The following is an 18,268-nucleotide window of genomic DNA, read 5'->3' on the forward strand; positions in this document are numbered from 1 at the left end:
CCCTTTGTGCTTACCGCACTCACCTTTTAAAGAACAGGCCATCTTAATAGCTTAGATCCAGTTGCCAATATTCAAAAAATTAGTTAAATTAGAGAAAAAAGGCACAGCGAAGGGGACCTATCATGCATTTAACGATGATTGATGCATTAAAATTACCACAGATCAAACAATGCCAAGTGGCAGCTGGCATGCAGGGACTTAATAGAGAAATAGAATCCATCAATAGCTTTGATGCTCCTGATGTGCTTTCCTGGTTAAAGCCAAATGAATTGATTCTAACAACCGGATACTTATTTCAAGATAATCCGCAACAATTAGACCAATTCGTAATCGAATTGGCAAAAATGAATTGTTCAGGATTGTTCATCAAACTGGAAGAAATTCCGCAAACCACCATCAGCATTGCCAATATGGCCAATTTGCCTATTCTCAAAATCCCCCCTGAGTTTTCGCTATCAGATATCATGTCTCCCCTGCTTCGTGAAATAGTGACGAGACAGAATGAACAAAAAGGGCAAAGTTATAGCATGGAGGATATTTCCGGAGTTGGTGCCGAAAATTTAAGTTACGGGATTTTAGGAATGACGGAGGACAAATCCAGCTTCCAACAAATTACTGGGGGCTTCATATGTACGGTTTTACCTTTAACGCTGCAATGGAATCAAAGGAATGATTCCAATACTTATAAACAGCTTATCAAGACAATTGAAACATTAACCGAGCAATATAAAATCGATAAGCTCATAAGGAATATCAAGGGCAGTCTAGTTATCATTTATCTGGATACCATCCCCCTAGGGAACACCCGCTTTTATTCACAAGTCACCCAGATAAGCCAACAGATTATCTCTACTTTGTCTACACACCTGCCAATGGAACTTACACTGGGAGTCGGTAACTATCATACAGGCATTAATAACCTGGCCAATAGCTTACAGGAAGCTTTACAATCTATTGATTTGGGAAAACGATTGAACCCAGGAAAGGAAATTTACGGCTACAAAGAATTAATAACATTTAAAATTCTGCAGTATGCTCCAAAAAATGTGCTCATGGATATTGTTACAGGTAATTTAGCACCGCTTAAGGACCATGATGATGAAACCCAGTCTGATCTGATCAAAACCTTGGAGGCATATTTGCAATGCAATCTTCGACCAGCTGAAACGGCCAGAAAAATGGGGGTACACCGAAACACTATCCATTTTCGAATTAAAAGCATAAAAAAACGATTAGGAATGGAATTAAGCAATGATGATCTGTTCACTTTAAAACTTGCCCTATATGCAAAACGTCTGCTGGATAATTGATAAGAAATGGCCGATACAAATGAAAAACTGCCAGGGATCCTTCATTCCCTGGCAGTTTTTCATGGGCAGTAACACTTGATTCCCGATTCCTTCAAATCATGCTTCCTTTACCTAGTCATGTAATAATAACTTCGCAGCCTTTATACTAAACTGCAATTTAAAAGCAATATCCCTCGATTTTAAATCAACTCCCAATAAGTCTTCAATTCTAGACAAACGGAACTTTACAGTATTTCGATGCACAAACAAAGCCCGTGCCGCATCTTCTATTCTCCCTCTTGAAAATAGATAGGTTTCCAGCGTTTTTAACAACTCCCCCTCATTTTCCCTATCATATACAATAATCGGCTGAATCATGGATAGCACGTATTGAGTTATGGCATCCTTAGGGATTTGGTTTATTAGATCTTCAACTTCAACGCTTGCGTAATCATTGATATTAGTCGGGTTGATCCTCGGGCCAAGTTGAATGGCCTTTTTAGCTTCAATAAACCCTTCTTTCATATTGTAGAATTCTTTTTTCACCTTGCTTAACCCCATGGATAGTGAAGTGCCAGGATTATCTTTGGATATAAGACCTTCTAAAAGGATGGCAATTCTTTGAGCCTGCATAAACAGGTGTTCATCAGTCACCATCCCTTTCCCTTGCAGGATAATCAATTGACCATCGAAGTCGATATTCCAATACTTGAAATCTTCCCTTTCCGTTTGGCTTAATTTCTCCAACATTCTGCCAATTGGAAAGAATGAATCCGCTTCTTCTTTCGTTCCGTTTATTAAGAGCAGAATATATGGCCTATCGGGATTAAAGCCAAATTCCTGTAATTGGGGGATAAAAGATGAACTCCTATTATCCCCATTCAAAAGAGAATGAAAAACTTCAACACTTCCTTTTCCATTGTTTTTCACTTTCTCCTTATTAACAAGTTCATATGTAAAGCTGAATAATAAGTCGGATAAAGGCATTTCATAAGGAATCTCCAGCAGTGGGAAATTGTACTTGTTCGCTTCTTCCACCATTCCAGGAGGAATCGTAGAAAGAAACCGCTTAATCTTGATAGCTAATCCAGCACTTCCTCTTTTCGACAATTCCCTAACAAGATTGATTTGAGCATTCAGGTCATCCTTAAACACATAACCGGTTGTCAGCAGGAGTTCCCCTCGTTTAATCCATGATATATCCGGATGATCCATTATACTTACTGAATTAATTACCCGAGTTAACCCTTGACTTCCTCCAATAACTTCCACTTGGTTTAGGGCAGGAAGTTTCAAAGCTTTTTCGATCGTTAAATACATATTTCTCCCCCTATTCTTCTTAATTATATACAGAATGAACTAGAATGAATATTCATATTTTTCCAAAAAATAGTCTTGATTTAGCATTATGGCGGTGATAATATAAAAATACACCGATTTTGTAAATAGCGTTTCTTAATAAGCAACAGCAAAACCATCCATAAGGAAGTATTTACAAAATCACAAGGAGGCGATTTCGTTACATTCATATAATTGGAAAGTCGTGACTAATTAAAAGGGGGCAAACATGGAAAAATTGAGCAAACTAAACACGTTATTGTTAGGTTTACAGCATGTTTGTGTAATGTATGGAGGAGCGGTAGCTGTTCCACTAATCGTCGGTCCTGCAATCGGGTTGACACAAGGACAGATCATATACCTGATCTCGTTTGATTTACTCGCCTGCGGGATAGTCACCTTGCTTCAAGTTATTGGCGGTAAAGGATTTGGTATAAGATTACCTGCTTTAATGGCTGTTTCTTTTATCGTGGTCGAGCCAGTAATAGCCATAGGATCGGTCCATAGTATAACCGGGGTTTTAGGCGCAGTTATGGTATCCGGAATAATTGTTGCCCTTTTATCAGGAGTAATCGGTAAATTGATACCCTATTTCCCACCAATTGTTGCAGGGTCCGTCATATTAATCATAGGCGTGTCATTAATGCCAGTTGCCATGAAAAATGCAGCGGGCGGAGCCGGTTCCCCCACCTTTGGAGATCCTATGAATCTAATGCTAGCCTGTTTTACACTAGTGAGTTTCCTTTTATTGAATACACTTACCAAAGGTTTCTTGAAAGCGGTTTCAGTTCTTTTCGCCATGATTCTCGGCACTATATTGGCTGGTTTTTTAGGTATGGTCGATACCTCTGGCTTTACAGAGGCCAGCTGGTTTACAATGGTGACTCCTTTTTATTTTGGGGTACCTACCTTCGACCTTTCATCTATTATCACCATGACAATCATATCTTTAATCATAGCTGTGGAAAGTATAGGCGTCTTTTTGACACTCGGGGAAGTATGCGGGAAGGAAATAACCGAAAAAGATGTGGAAAAGGGCCTTCGTGCAGAAGGAATAGGGAGCTTCATAAGCGGTATCTTCAACTCTTTCAACCATTCTACCTTCTCACAAAATGTTGGCTTGGTCTTGCTGACAAAGGTAACTCAGCGCTCGGTAGTAATCACGGCAGGCTGTATCCTAATCTTTCTAGCTTTTGTGCCTAAGGTTGCCGGACTTACGACGATGATCCCTTTACCCGTTCTGGGCGGGGCCATGATACCAATGTTCGGGATGCTTCTTTCTGCAGCTTTGGGGATGGTAGCCAAAGCGGATTTAAGCAAACCTTCCAATCAATTGACGATTGCACTTGGAATAGGAGTCGGTCTTGCAATCAAGGGGGTCCCGGAAGCATTCGATAAATTCCCGGAAACAGTCCAATTAATATGTGGAAACGGAGTGGTGATGGGTACAATAACACTGGTTGTGTTAAATGCCATCCTGAATGGAAAAACAAATCCATCCATTACACACCATCATTCCATACCCGAAATTCAACCAAGCATGAGCCAGAATATTAATATCCACCCTTAGAAAGTAGCGGACAAGGCAATTCTCTAAGGGTGTCTAGTTGGCTAGGTTCTCCAACACTTTTAATTATAACCTTATTCAGGGAATTTTCAAACAAATAATACAAGCACCTTGAACAGCCTATTTAATAGGTAAGCAGGGTGCTTTTTTTTACTCAATTATGGCTCTTCAACTTGTTTCATTTGAAAAGAGAGCGATTTAACCCTCCAAAGTTTGAAGTCAATCCCGAAATTCCCGACCTTTTTCGAATCTACATTCAAGGGGTCCCTTAAATTTTATTTTTTCTACAAAGTCTGATTCCGTGGGGTGTCATCGACAAATTTTCCGCATAAAAAAATTGAAATTCGGGGTGGTTCTAGAGAGCTTTAAGCTTAACTTTCTTAGCTTATTAGGGGGTAATGGAGGTAGGCCCTGCAACTTCAACATTTTTGGACACGAATGGGAAAAGTATACGCCAACGTTAGATCAGTTGCCGTTTAAAGGTGATACCATAATTGGAAATGATGTTTGGATAGGAATGGATACTGTCATCATGCCTGGAATAAAAATCGGGGATGGTGCAATTGTAGCCGCCAAATCGGTTATTACCAAAGATGTGGAACCTTACACCATCGTTGGAGGGAATCCCGAAAGGAAACTTAAAACCCGCTTCTCAAAAGAAATCATTAACGAATTGCTGGAAATTAAATGGTGGGATTTAGACATTCATATCATCTCTGCTCATATTGATGTGATAGTAAATGGGGATATGGAAAACCTAAGAATCTTAAAAAATAAAAGATGACAATGCATCAACTACAGAGAATCCGATTCTTGTACCACAAATTAATGGAGTGAATATCACTTTTTATAATAGAATGATTCCATTGACTATATTAAGATCGCTTTTTAACCATGGCTTTGTTAAAGATTAATGTTGATTTTTGAACAAATAAAAGAGACCACCTATAAGTGGTCTTCTTGTGCATCCTAGTGAGTAAAGCACCCGTTAGTTCATTAAACGATAAATATATATAATAGCCCATATTATAATTAAGACCCAAATCATTACTATTAGTGAGCCGACTATCCAATTCTTCGGCTTACCATTTTTCATCATTTCTTCTGCCTTAACTTCACAGTCGGTTAATACACTCTTTGGTATCATCTTTAATGCGATCATTATCCCTATTGGAACGAGAATTACATCGTCTAAGTAGCCAAGAATGGGTATAAAATCGGGTATTATGTCTATCGGACTGAATGCATAAGCCACAACACAAGCCGTAAATACCTTTGCATGCCAAGGCACCCGTTCATCTTTACAAGCAAAGTAAAGGATAAAAATTTGCCGTTTTAGACTCCTCGCCCAAATCTTAATTTTATCAAACATTTTTATCTCCTATAATTAAGCTTTTATTTCTATTATAACAATATAAGATTTACAAAGGATTGTTATTTCACTAACCTCCCCGTTCCATATGAAATAGCTGCCTTCGATCCTATGCTAAAGCTACCTTTAGTTTAAGCACTATTATTTCACAAACTTCAATTACTGCGTTAAATATTAGTTTTGGAACTCTTCAATTCTATCCAACCATTCATTTAATAGAGTGCTAAAAAGTTGTGGTTGTTCAATTTGTAAATTGTGACCTGCCATATCCAATACAGCAAATGTTCCTCGCGGATACTTGTTTGCTATGTCAAGAGCATCTTTATATCCCACCGAAGAGTCTTGTCTTCCTAACAGGAATACACTGGGTTTAATAAAATCAGACTGGTCAATCTTAAAAGAAAACCCATATTTATTCTTAACCTTATTTAGGAACCTTTCATCTCCAATTTTACAACCACTTACAATTTCTTTGTTGTACCTTAACCATGTGTACTCATCAAGTACAATGTTGTTATTTCTAAAATCTTCTAATTCACCCTTTGATAGGCTTTCAATAAACTTCTCATCCGTTCTCATTATTTTATGTATCTCAACTGTTCTATTTTCTGGAAGAGGAATAATAAGAGGACATATAAATGCTGCACCAAGTATTTGTTCTTGATGCTTTTCAATAATGCCCCTAGCTATATAGCCACCGTAAGATTCCCCAGCAATTACGTACTCTTGGTTAGGAATTACAGCTTGAATAAACTCTAAAACAGCATCCAGCATTTCATCAGAACTACTTATTTCGTTATATTCTTTTGTTAATCCCATCCCAGGCAGGTCGATATAAATACGTCGCCACCCCTCCCTCTTAGTAAATATTGGTTCCATACAACCACTCATTAATCGATGGTCCGGAGAATAACCGTGTATCATTAAAATTGGTTTTCCTTCCCCTAAATCTTCATAATAAATTTCTGCTTGGCGAACTTTGCAATATGCCATATTAATCCTTCTTTCTATAAAATTTTAACTAACAGTACCTATTCTCTTTTTGTTTCTTCAATTCCTTCTTCAACTATCCTCCCTCTATAAACATTGGTGTATCAACGGTTTGCACACTCGGTATATTAGGAAATTTATTTTTTTAATCATATTCCATAGTTGTTTGGGCCATTTCGGGTAATTGTTATGAATAGACCGAACGAAGGAATGTAAGCGCAAATGACGCTAAGAGACATGGGAGGGTACGTCATCATAAGCTTCGCAGAGATTTATTGTGCATCATATAGTGGAGAAAATAGCTTATAATTTCCATTAGTTTTAGCGAAGCGTACGAATAAACGAGCGATGACTAATGCATCTTTTTTATCGTTCTTTGTCGGTAAATTATCGTCCAGTTCCTTCGATCGTTTGACATGCATTGGATTCACCATGACTAGTGGTATGCCATAATGATCTAAGAAATTGGCTAAGTTCATCCAGTAGTGGCCTGTTGGCTCAATTCCAACAATTACTTCTGTTTTCTTAGCTTCCTTCATCGTTTGACGAATCTTTTCATACAGGTGTTCAAAGCCCTCTTTTGATTGATGAACTGCGAAGGCTTTTTCTATCACGCGCCCTCGTTCATCAACAAAACAAGCATAATGAACACGCTTGGCAATATCCATACCAACAACGAGTGTATTTTCAGTAACTTGATTAATTTTTTCATTCCATTTAAACTGCATAGAGAAGTCCTCCTTGTTTGATGCTGGGTCAATGGTCGCTGACACTCATGCATCATACAAGAGGGCTCTTTTTCTTTCAAGACCTCGAACATCCTTCTAACAGGAATGCTGCCCCGTTAGTTCCGTAAGAAAAAGCTGCCTTAAAGACAGCTCCTAAAGCACCTAAAATTAATCATTTGGATTTATTATGGCTAAAACCTGCTTTATGGTCCCGAAAGCTTTAATAAAACGCTGATTACTCTTATACCAAATTGCTTTGCCTTGGTTCCCAAAATCAAAGCCACTAAAAATCCAATATCAAAATAAAAAAATCGATATCCTTAAATCTATATTCGGTATCGATCTGCCGATAAAAAAACCAGTATTGCAGCTATAACTAAAACAACAGTCAATATCAAAGGTATTTGCTTCTTGTTTGTTTAATTTTCTTGTATTTTCCAAAACTTCACCCCTCCCCTCACAATGTCAAAATTCACCTAAATGAAAAAGAAACAATTTTTATACTAACTTTGTTCATTTCTCCAATGCTATTGCACAAAACAGAGCACCCCTTCGAGGATGGAGGGGATTTTTTGTATGGCAAAAAAGGGGGAAACGTTTCAAGCGTTCCAAAATGACCTTCAAAAGCCATTTCCTGTACGATAGGAAATGACTTTTTTTACTTATTATTTGGCTTCTTATTATTTTTCACTTCCCCGAGACCAGATGACCACTGGAATCAATAATAAAGATAATAACCCTCCGATAAATGATAATGCTGTATAACTTGAGCCGGCCACAATCATTCCAGATAAGGCTCCACCAGAGGCTCCTGATAATGCAATTAAAACATCCACCGTACCTTGGGTTTTAGCCCGATTCGAAGTGTCAGTTGAATCAACAATAAGAGCCGTCCCACTTATTAAACCGAAATTCCATCCTAATCCAAGTAAAGAAAGGGCAATAACTAGGAGAATCATAGAATCGCCTGGTGCAATCGCCGATATTAAACCGGCCAGAAGCAGCGTAGCTCCAGAGGCAATAGCCATGGCAGTACGGCCAAACTTATCAACAAGGACACCTGTAACCAGTGAAGGAAGATACATGGCAGCTATATGAAATCCTATAACGAGACCTATTTCACCCAAGTCATGTCCATGATGTCTCATATGAACTGGCGTCATGGTCATAATGGCCACCATTACAATTTGAGTAAGAACCATAATTGCCGCACCAACAATGATTCCTCTTTTGTTTACCATTTGTTCAGTATCAGCCGAAAATCCTAATCGATTACTTTCTTGTTTGGACGCTTCTATTGTTCTTGCTATAACTAATGGGTCTGGGCGAAGTAAAACGAAAAGGACAAGACCTGCCAAGATAAATGCTGCCGCTGATAAAATGAAAGGACCAGCGAGTGAAGGAACGCCAATAGAAAGAGCAAAATCCCCCATTATATTCACTAAATTCGGACCAGCAACTGCACCAAATGTTGTAAACACCATGGTAATACTGATGGCAGTGGCTCGCTGTTTATTGTTAGCCAAGTCCGTACCAGCGTAACGAGCTTGTAAATTTGTCGCAGTTCCTGCACCATAGATGAGCAGGGAAGCAAATAAAAGGAAAACGCTATTTATGATGGCTGCCGTTATGACTCCTATCGCTCCAAGCCCACCTATCAAAAAACCAGCAGTTAGACCTGTACGGCGACCGTAACGTTGAGAAAGTCTCCCTACGATTAAAGCAGCCCCGGCAGATCCTAAAGTAAATAAACCCGATGGAACTCCAGCAAATGCATCTGTGCCAAGCATTTGTTGTGCAAGAAGTGCCCCCACCGTAACTCCAGCCGCTAACCCGGCACCGCCAAAAATTTGTGAAATACTTATAATAATTAATGTACGTTTGTATAACATTTTTTGTTTTTCTTGAGAATCAGCATAACTCTGGTTCATTTGATATGTTTTACTGGACATTTGCTAAGACCTCATTCATCATTCTGTAATTTCCCCCCACCGTGTACACCTTCCTCTTGTTGATTTTATAATATTTTTATAACCTTTACTTTTTTAGTTTAAAAACTATAAAATCAGCACATCTGAAATCTTCTTCAAATGAAGGATATTTTTCTAATATCTCTTTTGATGGCTTAGGTTCTATTATGCTTTCTAAAATAAAACCTGTTTTGATTAAAGTGTTTATATAACTTGTTAATGTTCTATGAAAGAATAGCATTTTTTCTTTATCACCTAAACGTTGTTCATACACACCTTCATAAAAATATTTATCTACGTTCCAATGCAGTTTTTTACCGCCCTTTGTTTTTTCCCAACCACTTTCTGGAGTAACAAAACAAGGATGTAAAATCGAAAATATAAAACAGCCTCCATCTACTAATAGACGATACATTTCCTGAAATGCTTTTTCGTAATCTGCAAGATCTTGAATGACCATATTGGATACTATTAAATCGAAACTTTTGTCCTCTAAACAATTCAAGTCCTCACAATTAGCCTGCCTATAATCAATCAACAAGTCATTCGGGGTTCTTTCTTTAGCAATTTCTATCATCCGTGATGAATAATCCACAGCCGTTACAGTCGCTTCGGACCTCGCTAACATTCGACTTAAATACCCCTCGCCACACCCGGCATCTAAAACGTTTTTATTCCTTACCGTTTCCATAAGTGATAATAAAGTTGGATTTAAAAAAACTTCTTTATGAAGATCTCCTTGCTCGGTATGATTTTCAGAATATGTATCCGCGAAACTATCCCACCTTCTAATCGCTTCTTCTGTACCAATATTCTGATTCATGTTAACTCCTCCCTGTTCTTTTGCTTTAAATTCATTCCCCTGCCCTTATAGTTGCATTAATAAAAAGCTGCCTTAAAGACAGCTCCGATCTTTTGTTAATGCATGACTATCACATCTGTTCGTCCTTGTTACTTAGCTTATATATAAATGGCATCAAAATAATCACTAAAGCATACGGAACTATTTCAAAAGCTAAGACACAACCTTTAGGTACACCATATGATATTAACGGTACAATCAATAAAGATATAAATATAAATCGGCTTAATAGCATTCTTGTTTTCTTGGAAACGTTTTGGGATGAATCACAGGATGAACATCTTAACTTCTTTTTAAAGGTAAACATTTTAAAAAAGGCCTCTATCCAACCCCATTTATAGCCACATTGTTAACAGGTTGGCATATGCAGCAAACTCCTTTCAATTAAATCAATATTACAAATTATATCATTTATTCCTAAACTATCCTGACTAGTTTGTTGTATAAAGAAAAAGCTGCCTTTAAAGACAGCACCGATCATTTGCTAACACACCCGTTAATTTAAGTACAACCCTTCACAAAATAACTTTGGAATAGGAAAAAGGGGTGCCGCAGTTACCTGGATTGTTCAACTCAGCTCCATATAGTTCAATAATTTTATTTCGTTTTTCTTCCTAAAATATCCGCAAATACCCCGATTACAGCCGATTATCCTTGATTAAATGACCTGACTGGCATGTAAGCCCCAAATGATAACGCTTCCCTTCACTATCTCGGCCTTTTCCTTGTGAATGTCCTCTCTTCCCTTGAATCTAAATCTCAGCATGTTACGATAACAAGGTTAAAAAATACGAACGGAATTACGAACAATGAACTTTTAGGAGGGCATAATGTTGAGAGATAAAACTGTTGCATTTTTAGGAGCCGGTTCGATGGCAGAGTCGATGATTTCAGGAATTGTGCAGATTGGGAGCATACCAGCAGAAAGAATTTATGTGACAAATCGCAGCAATCAATTACGACTCGAGGAAATGAATCACGTGTATGGAGTCCATGCGGTCCATCAGGATGCATTACCATATGAAGAAGTTGATTTCTTCATTTTGGCAATGAAGCCCCAGGGAGCAGCAGATGCTCTTGATGCACTCAAAGATAAAATAAGAGTGGATCAAGTTGTAATTTCTGTTTTAGCGGGCATTTCCACTGAATTCATGGAAAATCATCTACAGCTTGGACAGCAGGTTGTGCGGCTGATGCCGAATACGTCGAGCATGATCCGGGAGTCGGCAACCGCGTTATGTCCGGGAAGACATACAGCGATGGACAATGTGATAGCAGTGAAAGAACTGTTAGGCTGTATGGGAAAAGTGTTCTTAATTGAAGAAGAGCATATGGATATTTTTACAGGAATTGCAGGAAGCGGACCTGCTTACTTCTATTATTTAATGGAGCATATGGAACACGCTGGCGTTAAAAAGGGGATGGATGAAGCGATGGTCCGTGAGATTGTCGCCCAAACGATTTTAGGCGCAGCCAAGATGATTATGGTGAACGACGAGACACCGGCAAGTCTCAGGGAGAAAGTCACTTCACCAAATGGAACGACAGCATCCGGACTTGATGCGTTACGGAAAAATAATGGTGGCAGAGCCATTTCACAGGCGATTCATCATGCAGCGAAACGTTCGAAAGAGCTGAATGAAGAGATGGCAGTAGCGCACGGGAAATCGACTAATCCCCCGAGAATACTGGGGAACTTCAGTACCATAAAAGGACGGTGTCTAAGTTAATCATCTCCATAAATACACCATGGAGCCTCCTTAGGAAATTATATGTATCAAAAGATGTGGTTATCAAATAACACTCCTATCAAATAATTAAGAAAAAAATATAAACGTAAGAAAAACGGAGGACAACATGAAGAGAATCCTTAAGATCGCTAGCGCTTTTATCGGAATTCTAGTCGGAGCAGGGTTCGCCTCAGGACAAGAAACCATGCTTTATTTTGTAAGCTTCGGGAACTTGGGCACAATTGGAGCTATCATTTCAGTCGCTATTTTTGCATACCTTGGAATGATTCTGATGAAGCTTGGCAGTCGTACACAAACAGATTCGCATCAGGAAGTAATTTATAAGATTTGTGGTCGCTTTCTCGGCTGTATCATTGATTATGTTCTGAACGCCATCCTATTTGGTATAGGAATTGTCATGATTGCGGGGTCAGGCTCGATCTTTGATCAGCAATTCGGATTACCTTCCTATATTGGAACCATCCTTATGACTGTTCTTGTTATGATAACAGTTATGCTGAAAGTCGACCGTGTGATTAAGGTAATTGCATCCGTCACACCATTTCTGATTCTTGTCGTACTTTTTCTATTCATTTATAGTATGTTTACAATGAATTCATCTTTTTCGTCACTTGAACCACATGCGCTGGAACAAAATTCAGCTGCGGGACATTGGCTTATATCTACAATAAACTATATTTCAATAACCATTGCAATGGGGGCTTCCATGACACTTGTTATGGGTGGAAATGAACCCGATGAAAGGATATCATCCATTGGAGGGCTTACAGGAGGGATCGCTTTAGGTCTACTTCTTATAATTAGTCACCTTACTATTTTCTCAAATATTAATACTGTATCGGGCTTGGATATGCCCATGCTGGGAATCGCCAACAGTATTTCACCTCTCCTAGGTATTCTGTACTCTCTCGTTCTGTTCGCTATGATTTTCAATACGGCAGTCAGCATGTTCTACTCATTTGGAACACGCTTTTCAAATCCGCAGACCACAAAATTTAAAGTGATCGTTATTTCATCACTATTGATCGGATTTATAGCAAGCTTCTTTGGCTTCACTAAACTTGTTTCCTCTCTCTATCCAATCTTTGGCTATATGGGAATTGTCCTTATTATCGTTCTCATCATTACTCCATTCCGAATGAGTCGATTAACGAAAGAAAATTAAATTAGGATTGTTTAACCAACCTTTCTACCCATGTGTAGAAAGGTCTTTTGAGGTAATTCTGGTATTACCTCTCTTGTTTTATCAATATATAATTCTTCCCTATCCGCGAGGTGTGATGACTTCTGATAAAAACATTTTTTAAATTAAAATTGTTTGTCGCCGTTTTGATGGCATCTTGCTAACCAATCATCCCAAAAATCCGATTCTTAAAAAAAATCACTTTACCTTCTTGCAAAGGGATTTCTTCTTCATATTTTCCTCCTACCAATTTGATGATTCTTATTAAACTAACCTGCCCGCTGAATCAATGCCTTCACTTTTTGAAATTAACTTTACTATTATTTTTTTTAGTTAACATATAGCTTTGTTTTATCATTTCGTAAATGTCTTCCTTTGGAACAGTACCGTCAAGAATTATCGAATTCCAATGGTCCTTATTAAGGTGAAATGCCGGAACTACCGAATGGTAAATCTGACGCCAATAATCCAACAAACCGGGTTCACATTTCACATTAATCCAAATATGGCCATCTTTTTCAAATATCCACGCAAACACTTTCTTGTTATCTATATGTCGCATTAACGTCCAATTCTTATCACGAAATGGATAATCTTCATATGTATTACCCATTCCCAAACAGTAACCGATAGCTCCCTCTCTATTTTTCATTGTTAACCTCTTCTCTAACATAATAACTTGTCAGTTTTTTAATAAAGCTGCATCCTTAATTATAACCCCTGGACGCTTTATTGCACTAACCAGCCCCTATAGTTCCATAAGAAAAAGCTGCCTTAAAGACAGCTCCGATCTTCAGCTAACGCACCCGTTCGTATTATAAGGTCATCCAGAAAATATTTCTGGTTGACCATTTTTTATATCGATATATGATAACCGTAGCCGGGGTAGAACGTCCGCACCCGTGGGACTTGATCCCGTCAACTAAACAGTTCGCCCCCTACTTGTAGAAACATGATTGAGGCTGGTTGGGACTATGATCTCGTATAACAAGCGAAGCTATGATACTACAAGAAGGAAATGGGGTACCGGTGACTTTATATGAGGAGGAGATAATTTATGAATCCAGTTGTTGGTCTGGATGTGGCAAAAGGGGAAAGTCAGGTTCTAGCTTTCTTGGATAAAAAGCAGCCTTACAAAAAAAGCTTTAAAGTAGCACATACTCTTGAAGGATTAGCTAGTCTTCTAGACTTTATTAGAGAAGTAGAAAATGTATCCGGGGACGGCCTCCCATTGTATTAGAATCCACTGGACATTATCATACACCAGTTGTCCAGTTTTTCGAGGATATAGGGTACTTATTGATTATCGTAAATCCACTCATATCGTATCGAGCTAAAAGTTCTAGTTTACGCAAGGTAAAGACAGATGTTATTGACGCTCGTCATCTCTGCGAGCTGTATTATAAAGAGGACTTGGAGCCGTATAAACAGCGAGGAATCCAACTCTTAAACCTACGTAACCTTACAAGACAACACGAAAATATTACAGGCCTGTTTGTACAAACTAAATTACAATTTCAAGAAATTCTGGATCAAGTGTTTCCTGAATACCGTGGGGTTTTTGGTGACTTACATTCATATGTTTCTTTACTAACCTTACAAACATTTCCTACATCACAAAAAATCCTGGATACTGGTGAAGAGACAGTCGCCAAGAAAATAAAGGAATTATGTAAAAGTCGTTCGCAAAAATGGGCAGACAGTCAGACAGAAAAATTGATGGCCGCCGCAGCTCAAAATCCATTTCAGAAAAACCTATATCATAGTCTGACCTTAAGCCTGGATATGTATATTAATATGCTTCTAGAATACAAAAAGCATCTATCCAAGCTTGAAGATGAGATAGATGCTTTAGCAAAAGGTATTGAAGAGTGTAAGATTATCCAATCGATCCCTGGTATCGGTGAAAAAATCGCTGCCACGATAATTTCTGAAATTGGGGAAATTGATCGGTTTAATCACCCTAAGAAACTGGTTGCATTTGCCGGAATCGATCCAAGTTTTTTTTGAATCTGGTACATTCAAAGGTACTTTAAATCGGATTACCAAAAGAGGTTCTAGTAGGCTACGACACGCCTTGTATATGGCTGTAAAATGTGCCATTCGTGATTGTCGCAAAAAGAAAACGACAGATGAAATCATTCCTCGTAACAAGAGATTACGAGAGTTTTATGATAAGAAACGTGAGGAAGGAAAGCCCTTTAAAGTAGCTGTGATAGCATGTGCCAATAAATTCTTACATTGGATTTATGCACTTTTAAAAAGCAAATCAACTTTCCAAGATCTAGCCTAGTTTTAAAGTATAACTAAACAGTCCAAAACTTTCCAAATAGAGAACCTTGGAAGGTTATTTGGCATACGCAAATTTAGTATAACATGAAACATTTTAAGTGTTTATTGAAAAATGTTGACAAACTATTGGCTGGTTTAGTTTAAGTACATTCCTTCACAATCTTTGTAAATTGAAGAAAATATCACTCCACTTAAATTAACCTTTTATTATCTAACAATTCCTCCTCATCACATATCATATTGATAAATTTAATTAAAGACGCAGGTACATACTTATCTTTTCGATAAATGAATACTGTTTTGACTTTTCCGTATAGATTCGGAATTGAATGTTGTCTAATGATTCCGTCTTGTACATGCTTTGTAATCACACTTTGTGGAAGCATACTTATACCTAGACCAGCTGCTACACAACCGATGATTCCATCTATAGTGCCAAATTCCATTATCTTATTGGGTATCATCTTCTCTTGGGATAACCATTGTTCAAACTTTTCACGATATGCACATCCTGAATGAAATACAAGCAACGTCCTTGTTTGAATTTCTTTGATAGAAGAAGATATTGGAGAATGAACTGTATCTGTGATAAGCATTAGTTCCTCTTCGAATACTTCTTTCTGAATGAGATCAGGATGATTAATAGGGCCAGATACAAATGCTCCATCAAGTTCATTCTGAAGAACTGCTTGAATATTTTGTTCTGTAGAACCTGTTTTTAAAGTTAAATCAACCTCTGGAAAGTCTTTATGATACTTTGAAAATAAGACTGGTAAACGAATTGCTGCGGTTGTTTCCATTGAACCAATAATTAACGGACCTCTAGGTGTTTGGTCATCATTCATCATACTTTTGGTTTCTTCTATAAGATCGAATATTTTTTCTGTATATGTTAGCAACATGATTCCTTTGTCAGTTAATGCAGTGCCACGATTATGTCTATAAAAAAGAGTTGTTTGAAGATCCGATTCCAACTGCTGTATTTTCATCGTGATATTTGACTGTGCATATTGAAGTTCCCTTGCTGCTTGAGAAATACTCCCCATCTTAGCAACACTCTGGAAAATTTTTAATGTATGCAAATCCAAAATGATCTCTCCTTAGTTGATATACCTTTTAGCCATCGTTAAAAGTGATACCAAATATCATTTTTATGTATTATACCATATAGCAAAGAAAAGATATGCTTATAATATCCTACATTTAACTGGATACTCTAAAGACATCATTACTTTTTGAGGGGAGACACACAAAAATGCCATTATTACGTTTTGACTTAGTAGAAGGAAGAAACGAGGAAACTCTTAAAAAATTATTGGATTCAGCTCATCGTGCGATGGTGGAGGCTTTCCAAGTGCCTGAAAGTGATCGTTATCAAATAGTTCATCAGCACCCACCGCATGAGCTAATAATCGAGGATACTGGACTGGGGTTTAAAAGGAGCAGAGACTTAGTAATTATTAGTATTGTTAGTAAAAAAAGAACTGAAAAACAGAAAGAAACATTATACACACTCCTTGCACTTAAACTTGAATCAGAATGTGGGATTTCTCCACAAGACTTGATGGTTTCTATAACAGAAAACAGCGATGCTGATTGGAGTTTTGGGCAAGGAGAAGCACAGTTTCTAACAGGTTCATTATAACTAAATAAGATATGGTTATAATATACAATTTTATTGAGGTGCATCTATGAAGAAGCAAACTTATCTTTTTTTAATAGGGGGAATCTTTTCTTTAATCATTGCAATGGGGATTGGAAGATTTGCATATACTCCCATTCTTCCACTTATGCAAAAAGACCTTTCTTTATCAAATACAACAGCTGGTTATATAGCATCTAGTAATTACGCAGGATATTTGCTTGGAGCAATTTTAGCTGGTGCCATTCCGTTTAAGAAGTATAGAAACAATTTATTAAGAGTAAGTCTTATCATCAGTATCTTAACCACTGCCCTAATGGGTCTCACATACTCTCATTTACTATGGAATGTACTTCGCTTTCTATCAGGGTTTGCCAGTGCATTTGTTTTGGTCTTAGCCTCTGGTATCGTGTTAGATAAACTTGCGGCTATAAGAAAAACCAGTTGGTCGGGGTTGTTTTATGGGGGAGTAGGTTTGGGAATCTTTTTATCCAGTCTAATGATTCCGAGTTTAAACCATTTATTTCGGTGGGAAGGAACATGGATAGGACTAGCTGTTGTGAGTGGAATCCTTGCTATCTTTGTATGGATCTGGCTCGATGAAACCCCCAACGTTGTTAAGAAGAAAAATAAACAAGATATGATTGTAAAAGTGCCCCCCACTAAATGGCTTATATGGTTGATTATTGCGTATGGTTTAGAAGGATTGGGTTACATTGTTACAGGAACGTTTATCGTATCTATCGCTGAAAAGACCTCATACTTTCATAATGGTGCCACCTTAGTTTGGATGATGGTGGGATTGGCTGCGATTCCATCCTGTCTCATTTGGTCTTTACTAGCTAAAAAGTGGGGATACATTAAATCTTTAGTGCTTGCAATGGCTCTGCAATCCTTGGGTATTGCGATGCCAGTCTTTTGGATGTCAAAAACTAGTTTTGTCATAAGTGCTTTATTATTTGGAGCCACTTTTATGGGTATCACCACCCTGGCTACAACAGTGGGACGAGAAATGAACCCATCTGATAGCAGTCGGACTATTGGTATTCTTTCTGCCATTTATGCTTTAGGACAGTTGATAGGACCAACTCTTGCTGGAGTCTTATCATCATTCACACATGATTTTAATGCTGCTTTTATTGGCGCAGCATGTGTTGTCTTCTTTGGGGCAATTTTGCTTTTAAGTGGGATTCATTTCGAGAACAACCCCAACATAAGAAATTCAACCGTCCAATACAAAAAATAGAAGAGAATTAATTGGGGTTAAAATACAAAATCGGGGGA

13 protein-coding genes and 4 pseudogenes are annotated in these 18,268 nt (G+C 37.9%); 8 read left to right on the forward strand and 9 right to left on the reverse strand.

What is annotated here, in order from left to right:
* Positions 1-122 precede the first annotated feature (122 nt).
* Positions 123-1,310, forward strand: coding sequence for a PucR family transcriptional regulator (locus tag AC0VX1_RS22605; protein ID WP_413023874.1), 1,188 nt, complete (start codon positions 123-125; stop codon positions 1,308-1,310).
* Between the two features lie 111 nt (positions 1,311-1,421).
* Here the strand turns inward: AC0VX1_RS22605 and AC0VX1_RS22610 are convergent, their stop codons facing one another.
* The gene (locus AC0VX1_RS22610; protein ID WP_475469134.1) at positions 1,422-2,609 is read right to left on the reverse strand and encodes a PucR family transcriptional regulator; all 1,188 of its coding nucleotides are present in this window, start codon (positions 2,607-2,609) and stop codon (positions 1,422-1,424) included.
* A gap of 247 nt (positions 2,610-2,856) precedes the next feature.
* On the opposite strand from AC0VX1_RS22610, the gene AC0VX1_RS22615 reads away from it, so the two are divergent.
* Together AC0VX1_RS22615 and AC0VX1_RS22620 are read left to right on the forward strand one after the other, a co-directional pair.
* Positions 2,857-4,197, forward strand: coding sequence for a nucleobase:cation symporter-2 family protein (locus AC0VX1_RS22615; RefSeq protein WP_413023877.1), 1,341 nt, complete (start codon positions 2,857-2,859; stop codon positions 4,195-4,197).
* 415 nt (positions 4,198-4,612) lie between these two features.
* Positions 4,613-4,978, forward strand: a pseudogene (locus tag AC0VX1_RS22620) (CatB-related O-acetyltransferase); the annotation flags it as partial.
* A 204-nt stretch (positions 4,979-5,182) separates the two neighbouring features.
* On the opposite strand, the gene AC0VX1_RS22625 reads toward AC0VX1_RS22620, so the two are convergent.
* The 6 genes and pseudogenes from AC0VX1_RS22625 to AC0VX1_RS22650 form a co-directional block, all read right to left on the reverse strand.
* Positions 5,183-5,566, reverse strand: a complete 384-nt coding sequence (locus tag AC0VX1_RS22625; RefSeq protein ID WP_328118549.1) for a YkvA family protein — start codon at positions 5,564-5,566, stop codon at positions 5,183-5,185.
* Between the two features lie 174 nt (positions 5,567-5,740).
* Complete coding sequence (locus AC0VX1_RS22630) at positions 5,741-6,559, reverse strand: alpha/beta fold hydrolase (RefSeq protein WP_413010310.1); 819 nt, start codon at positions 6,557-6,559, stop codon at positions 5,741-5,743.
* A gap of 335 nt (positions 6,560-6,894) precedes the next feature.
* Positions 6,895-7,284 (reverse strand): annotated as a pseudogene (locus tag AC0VX1_RS22635) (IS110 family transposase); the annotation flags it as partial.
* 680 nt (positions 7,285-7,964) lie between these two features.
* Positions 7,965-9,236, reverse strand: a complete 1,272-nt coding sequence (locus tag AC0VX1_RS22640; protein ID WP_413024655.1) for an MFS transporter — start codon at positions 9,234-9,236, stop codon at positions 7,965-7,967.
* A gap of 85 nt (positions 9,237-9,321) precedes the next feature.
* Positions 9,322-10,077, reverse strand: a complete 756-nt coding sequence (locus tag AC0VX1_RS22645; protein ID WP_475469137.1) for a class I SAM-dependent methyltransferase — start codon at positions 10,075-10,077, stop codon at positions 9,322-9,324.
* Positions 10,078-10,186: 109 nt separating this feature from the next.
* Positions 10,187-10,453 (reverse strand): annotated as a pseudogene (locus tag AC0VX1_RS22650) (TIGR04104 family putative zinc finger protein); the annotation flags it as partial.
* A gap of 493 nt (positions 10,454-10,946) precedes the next feature.
* Between AC0VX1_RS22650 and proC the strand changes: the two are divergent.
* Together proC and AC0VX1_RS22660 are read left to right on the forward strand one after the other, a co-directional pair.
* A complete protein-coding gene (proC, locus tag AC0VX1_RS22655; RefSeq protein WP_475469139.1) occupies positions 10,947-11,846 on the forward strand; it encodes a pyrroline-5-carboxylate reductase in 900 nt (299 codons plus the stop codon).
* A 127-nt stretch (positions 11,847-11,973) separates the two neighbouring features.
* Positions 11,974-13,032, forward strand: a complete 1,059-nt coding sequence (locus tag AC0VX1_RS22660; protein ID WP_413024658.1) for a YkvI family membrane protein — start codon at positions 11,974-11,976, stop codon at positions 13,030-13,032.
* A gap of 313 nt (positions 13,033-13,345) precedes the next feature.
* Here the strand turns inward: AC0VX1_RS22660 and AC0VX1_RS22665 are convergent, their stop codons facing one another.
* The gene (locus AC0VX1_RS22665) at positions 13,346-13,702 is read right to left on the reverse strand and encodes an MmcQ/YjbR family DNA-binding protein (protein WP_095396301.1); all 357 of its coding nucleotides are present in this window, start codon (positions 13,700-13,702) and stop codon (positions 13,346-13,348) included.
* Between the two features lie 405 nt (positions 13,703-14,107).
* Here AC0VX1_RS22665 and AC0VX1_RS22670 point away from each other — a divergent pair.
* A pseudogene (locus tag AC0VX1_RS22670) lies at positions 14,108-15,343 on the forward strand (IS110 family RNA-guided transposase).
* A gap of 190 nt (positions 15,344-15,533) precedes the next feature.
* On the opposite strand, the gene AC0VX1_RS22675 reads toward AC0VX1_RS22670, so the two are convergent.
* Positions 15,534-16,430: a LysR family transcriptional regulator gene (locus tag AC0VX1_RS22675; protein ID WP_475469141.1), complete on the reverse strand. Its 897-nt coding sequence runs from the start codon at positions 16,428-16,430 to the stop codon at positions 15,534-15,536.
* A gap of 167 nt (positions 16,431-16,597) precedes the next feature.
* Here AC0VX1_RS22675 and AC0VX1_RS22680 point away from each other — a divergent pair, with 167 nt between their 5' ends.
* Positions 16,598-16,987, forward strand: coding sequence for a tautomerase family protein (locus tag AC0VX1_RS22680; RefSeq protein WP_034304408.1), 390 nt, complete (start codon positions 16,598-16,600; stop codon positions 16,985-16,987).
* 46 nt (positions 16,988-17,033) lie between these two features.
* Complete coding sequence (locus tag AC0VX1_RS22685; RefSeq protein WP_475469143.1) at positions 17,034-18,230, forward strand: YbfB/YjiJ family MFS transporter; 1,197 nt, start codon at positions 17,034-17,036, stop codon at positions 18,228-18,230.
* Positions 18,231-18,268 lie beyond the last annotated feature (38 nt).

It is taken from the genome of Peribacillus sp. QJM3NY_7 (assembly GCF_056173225.1).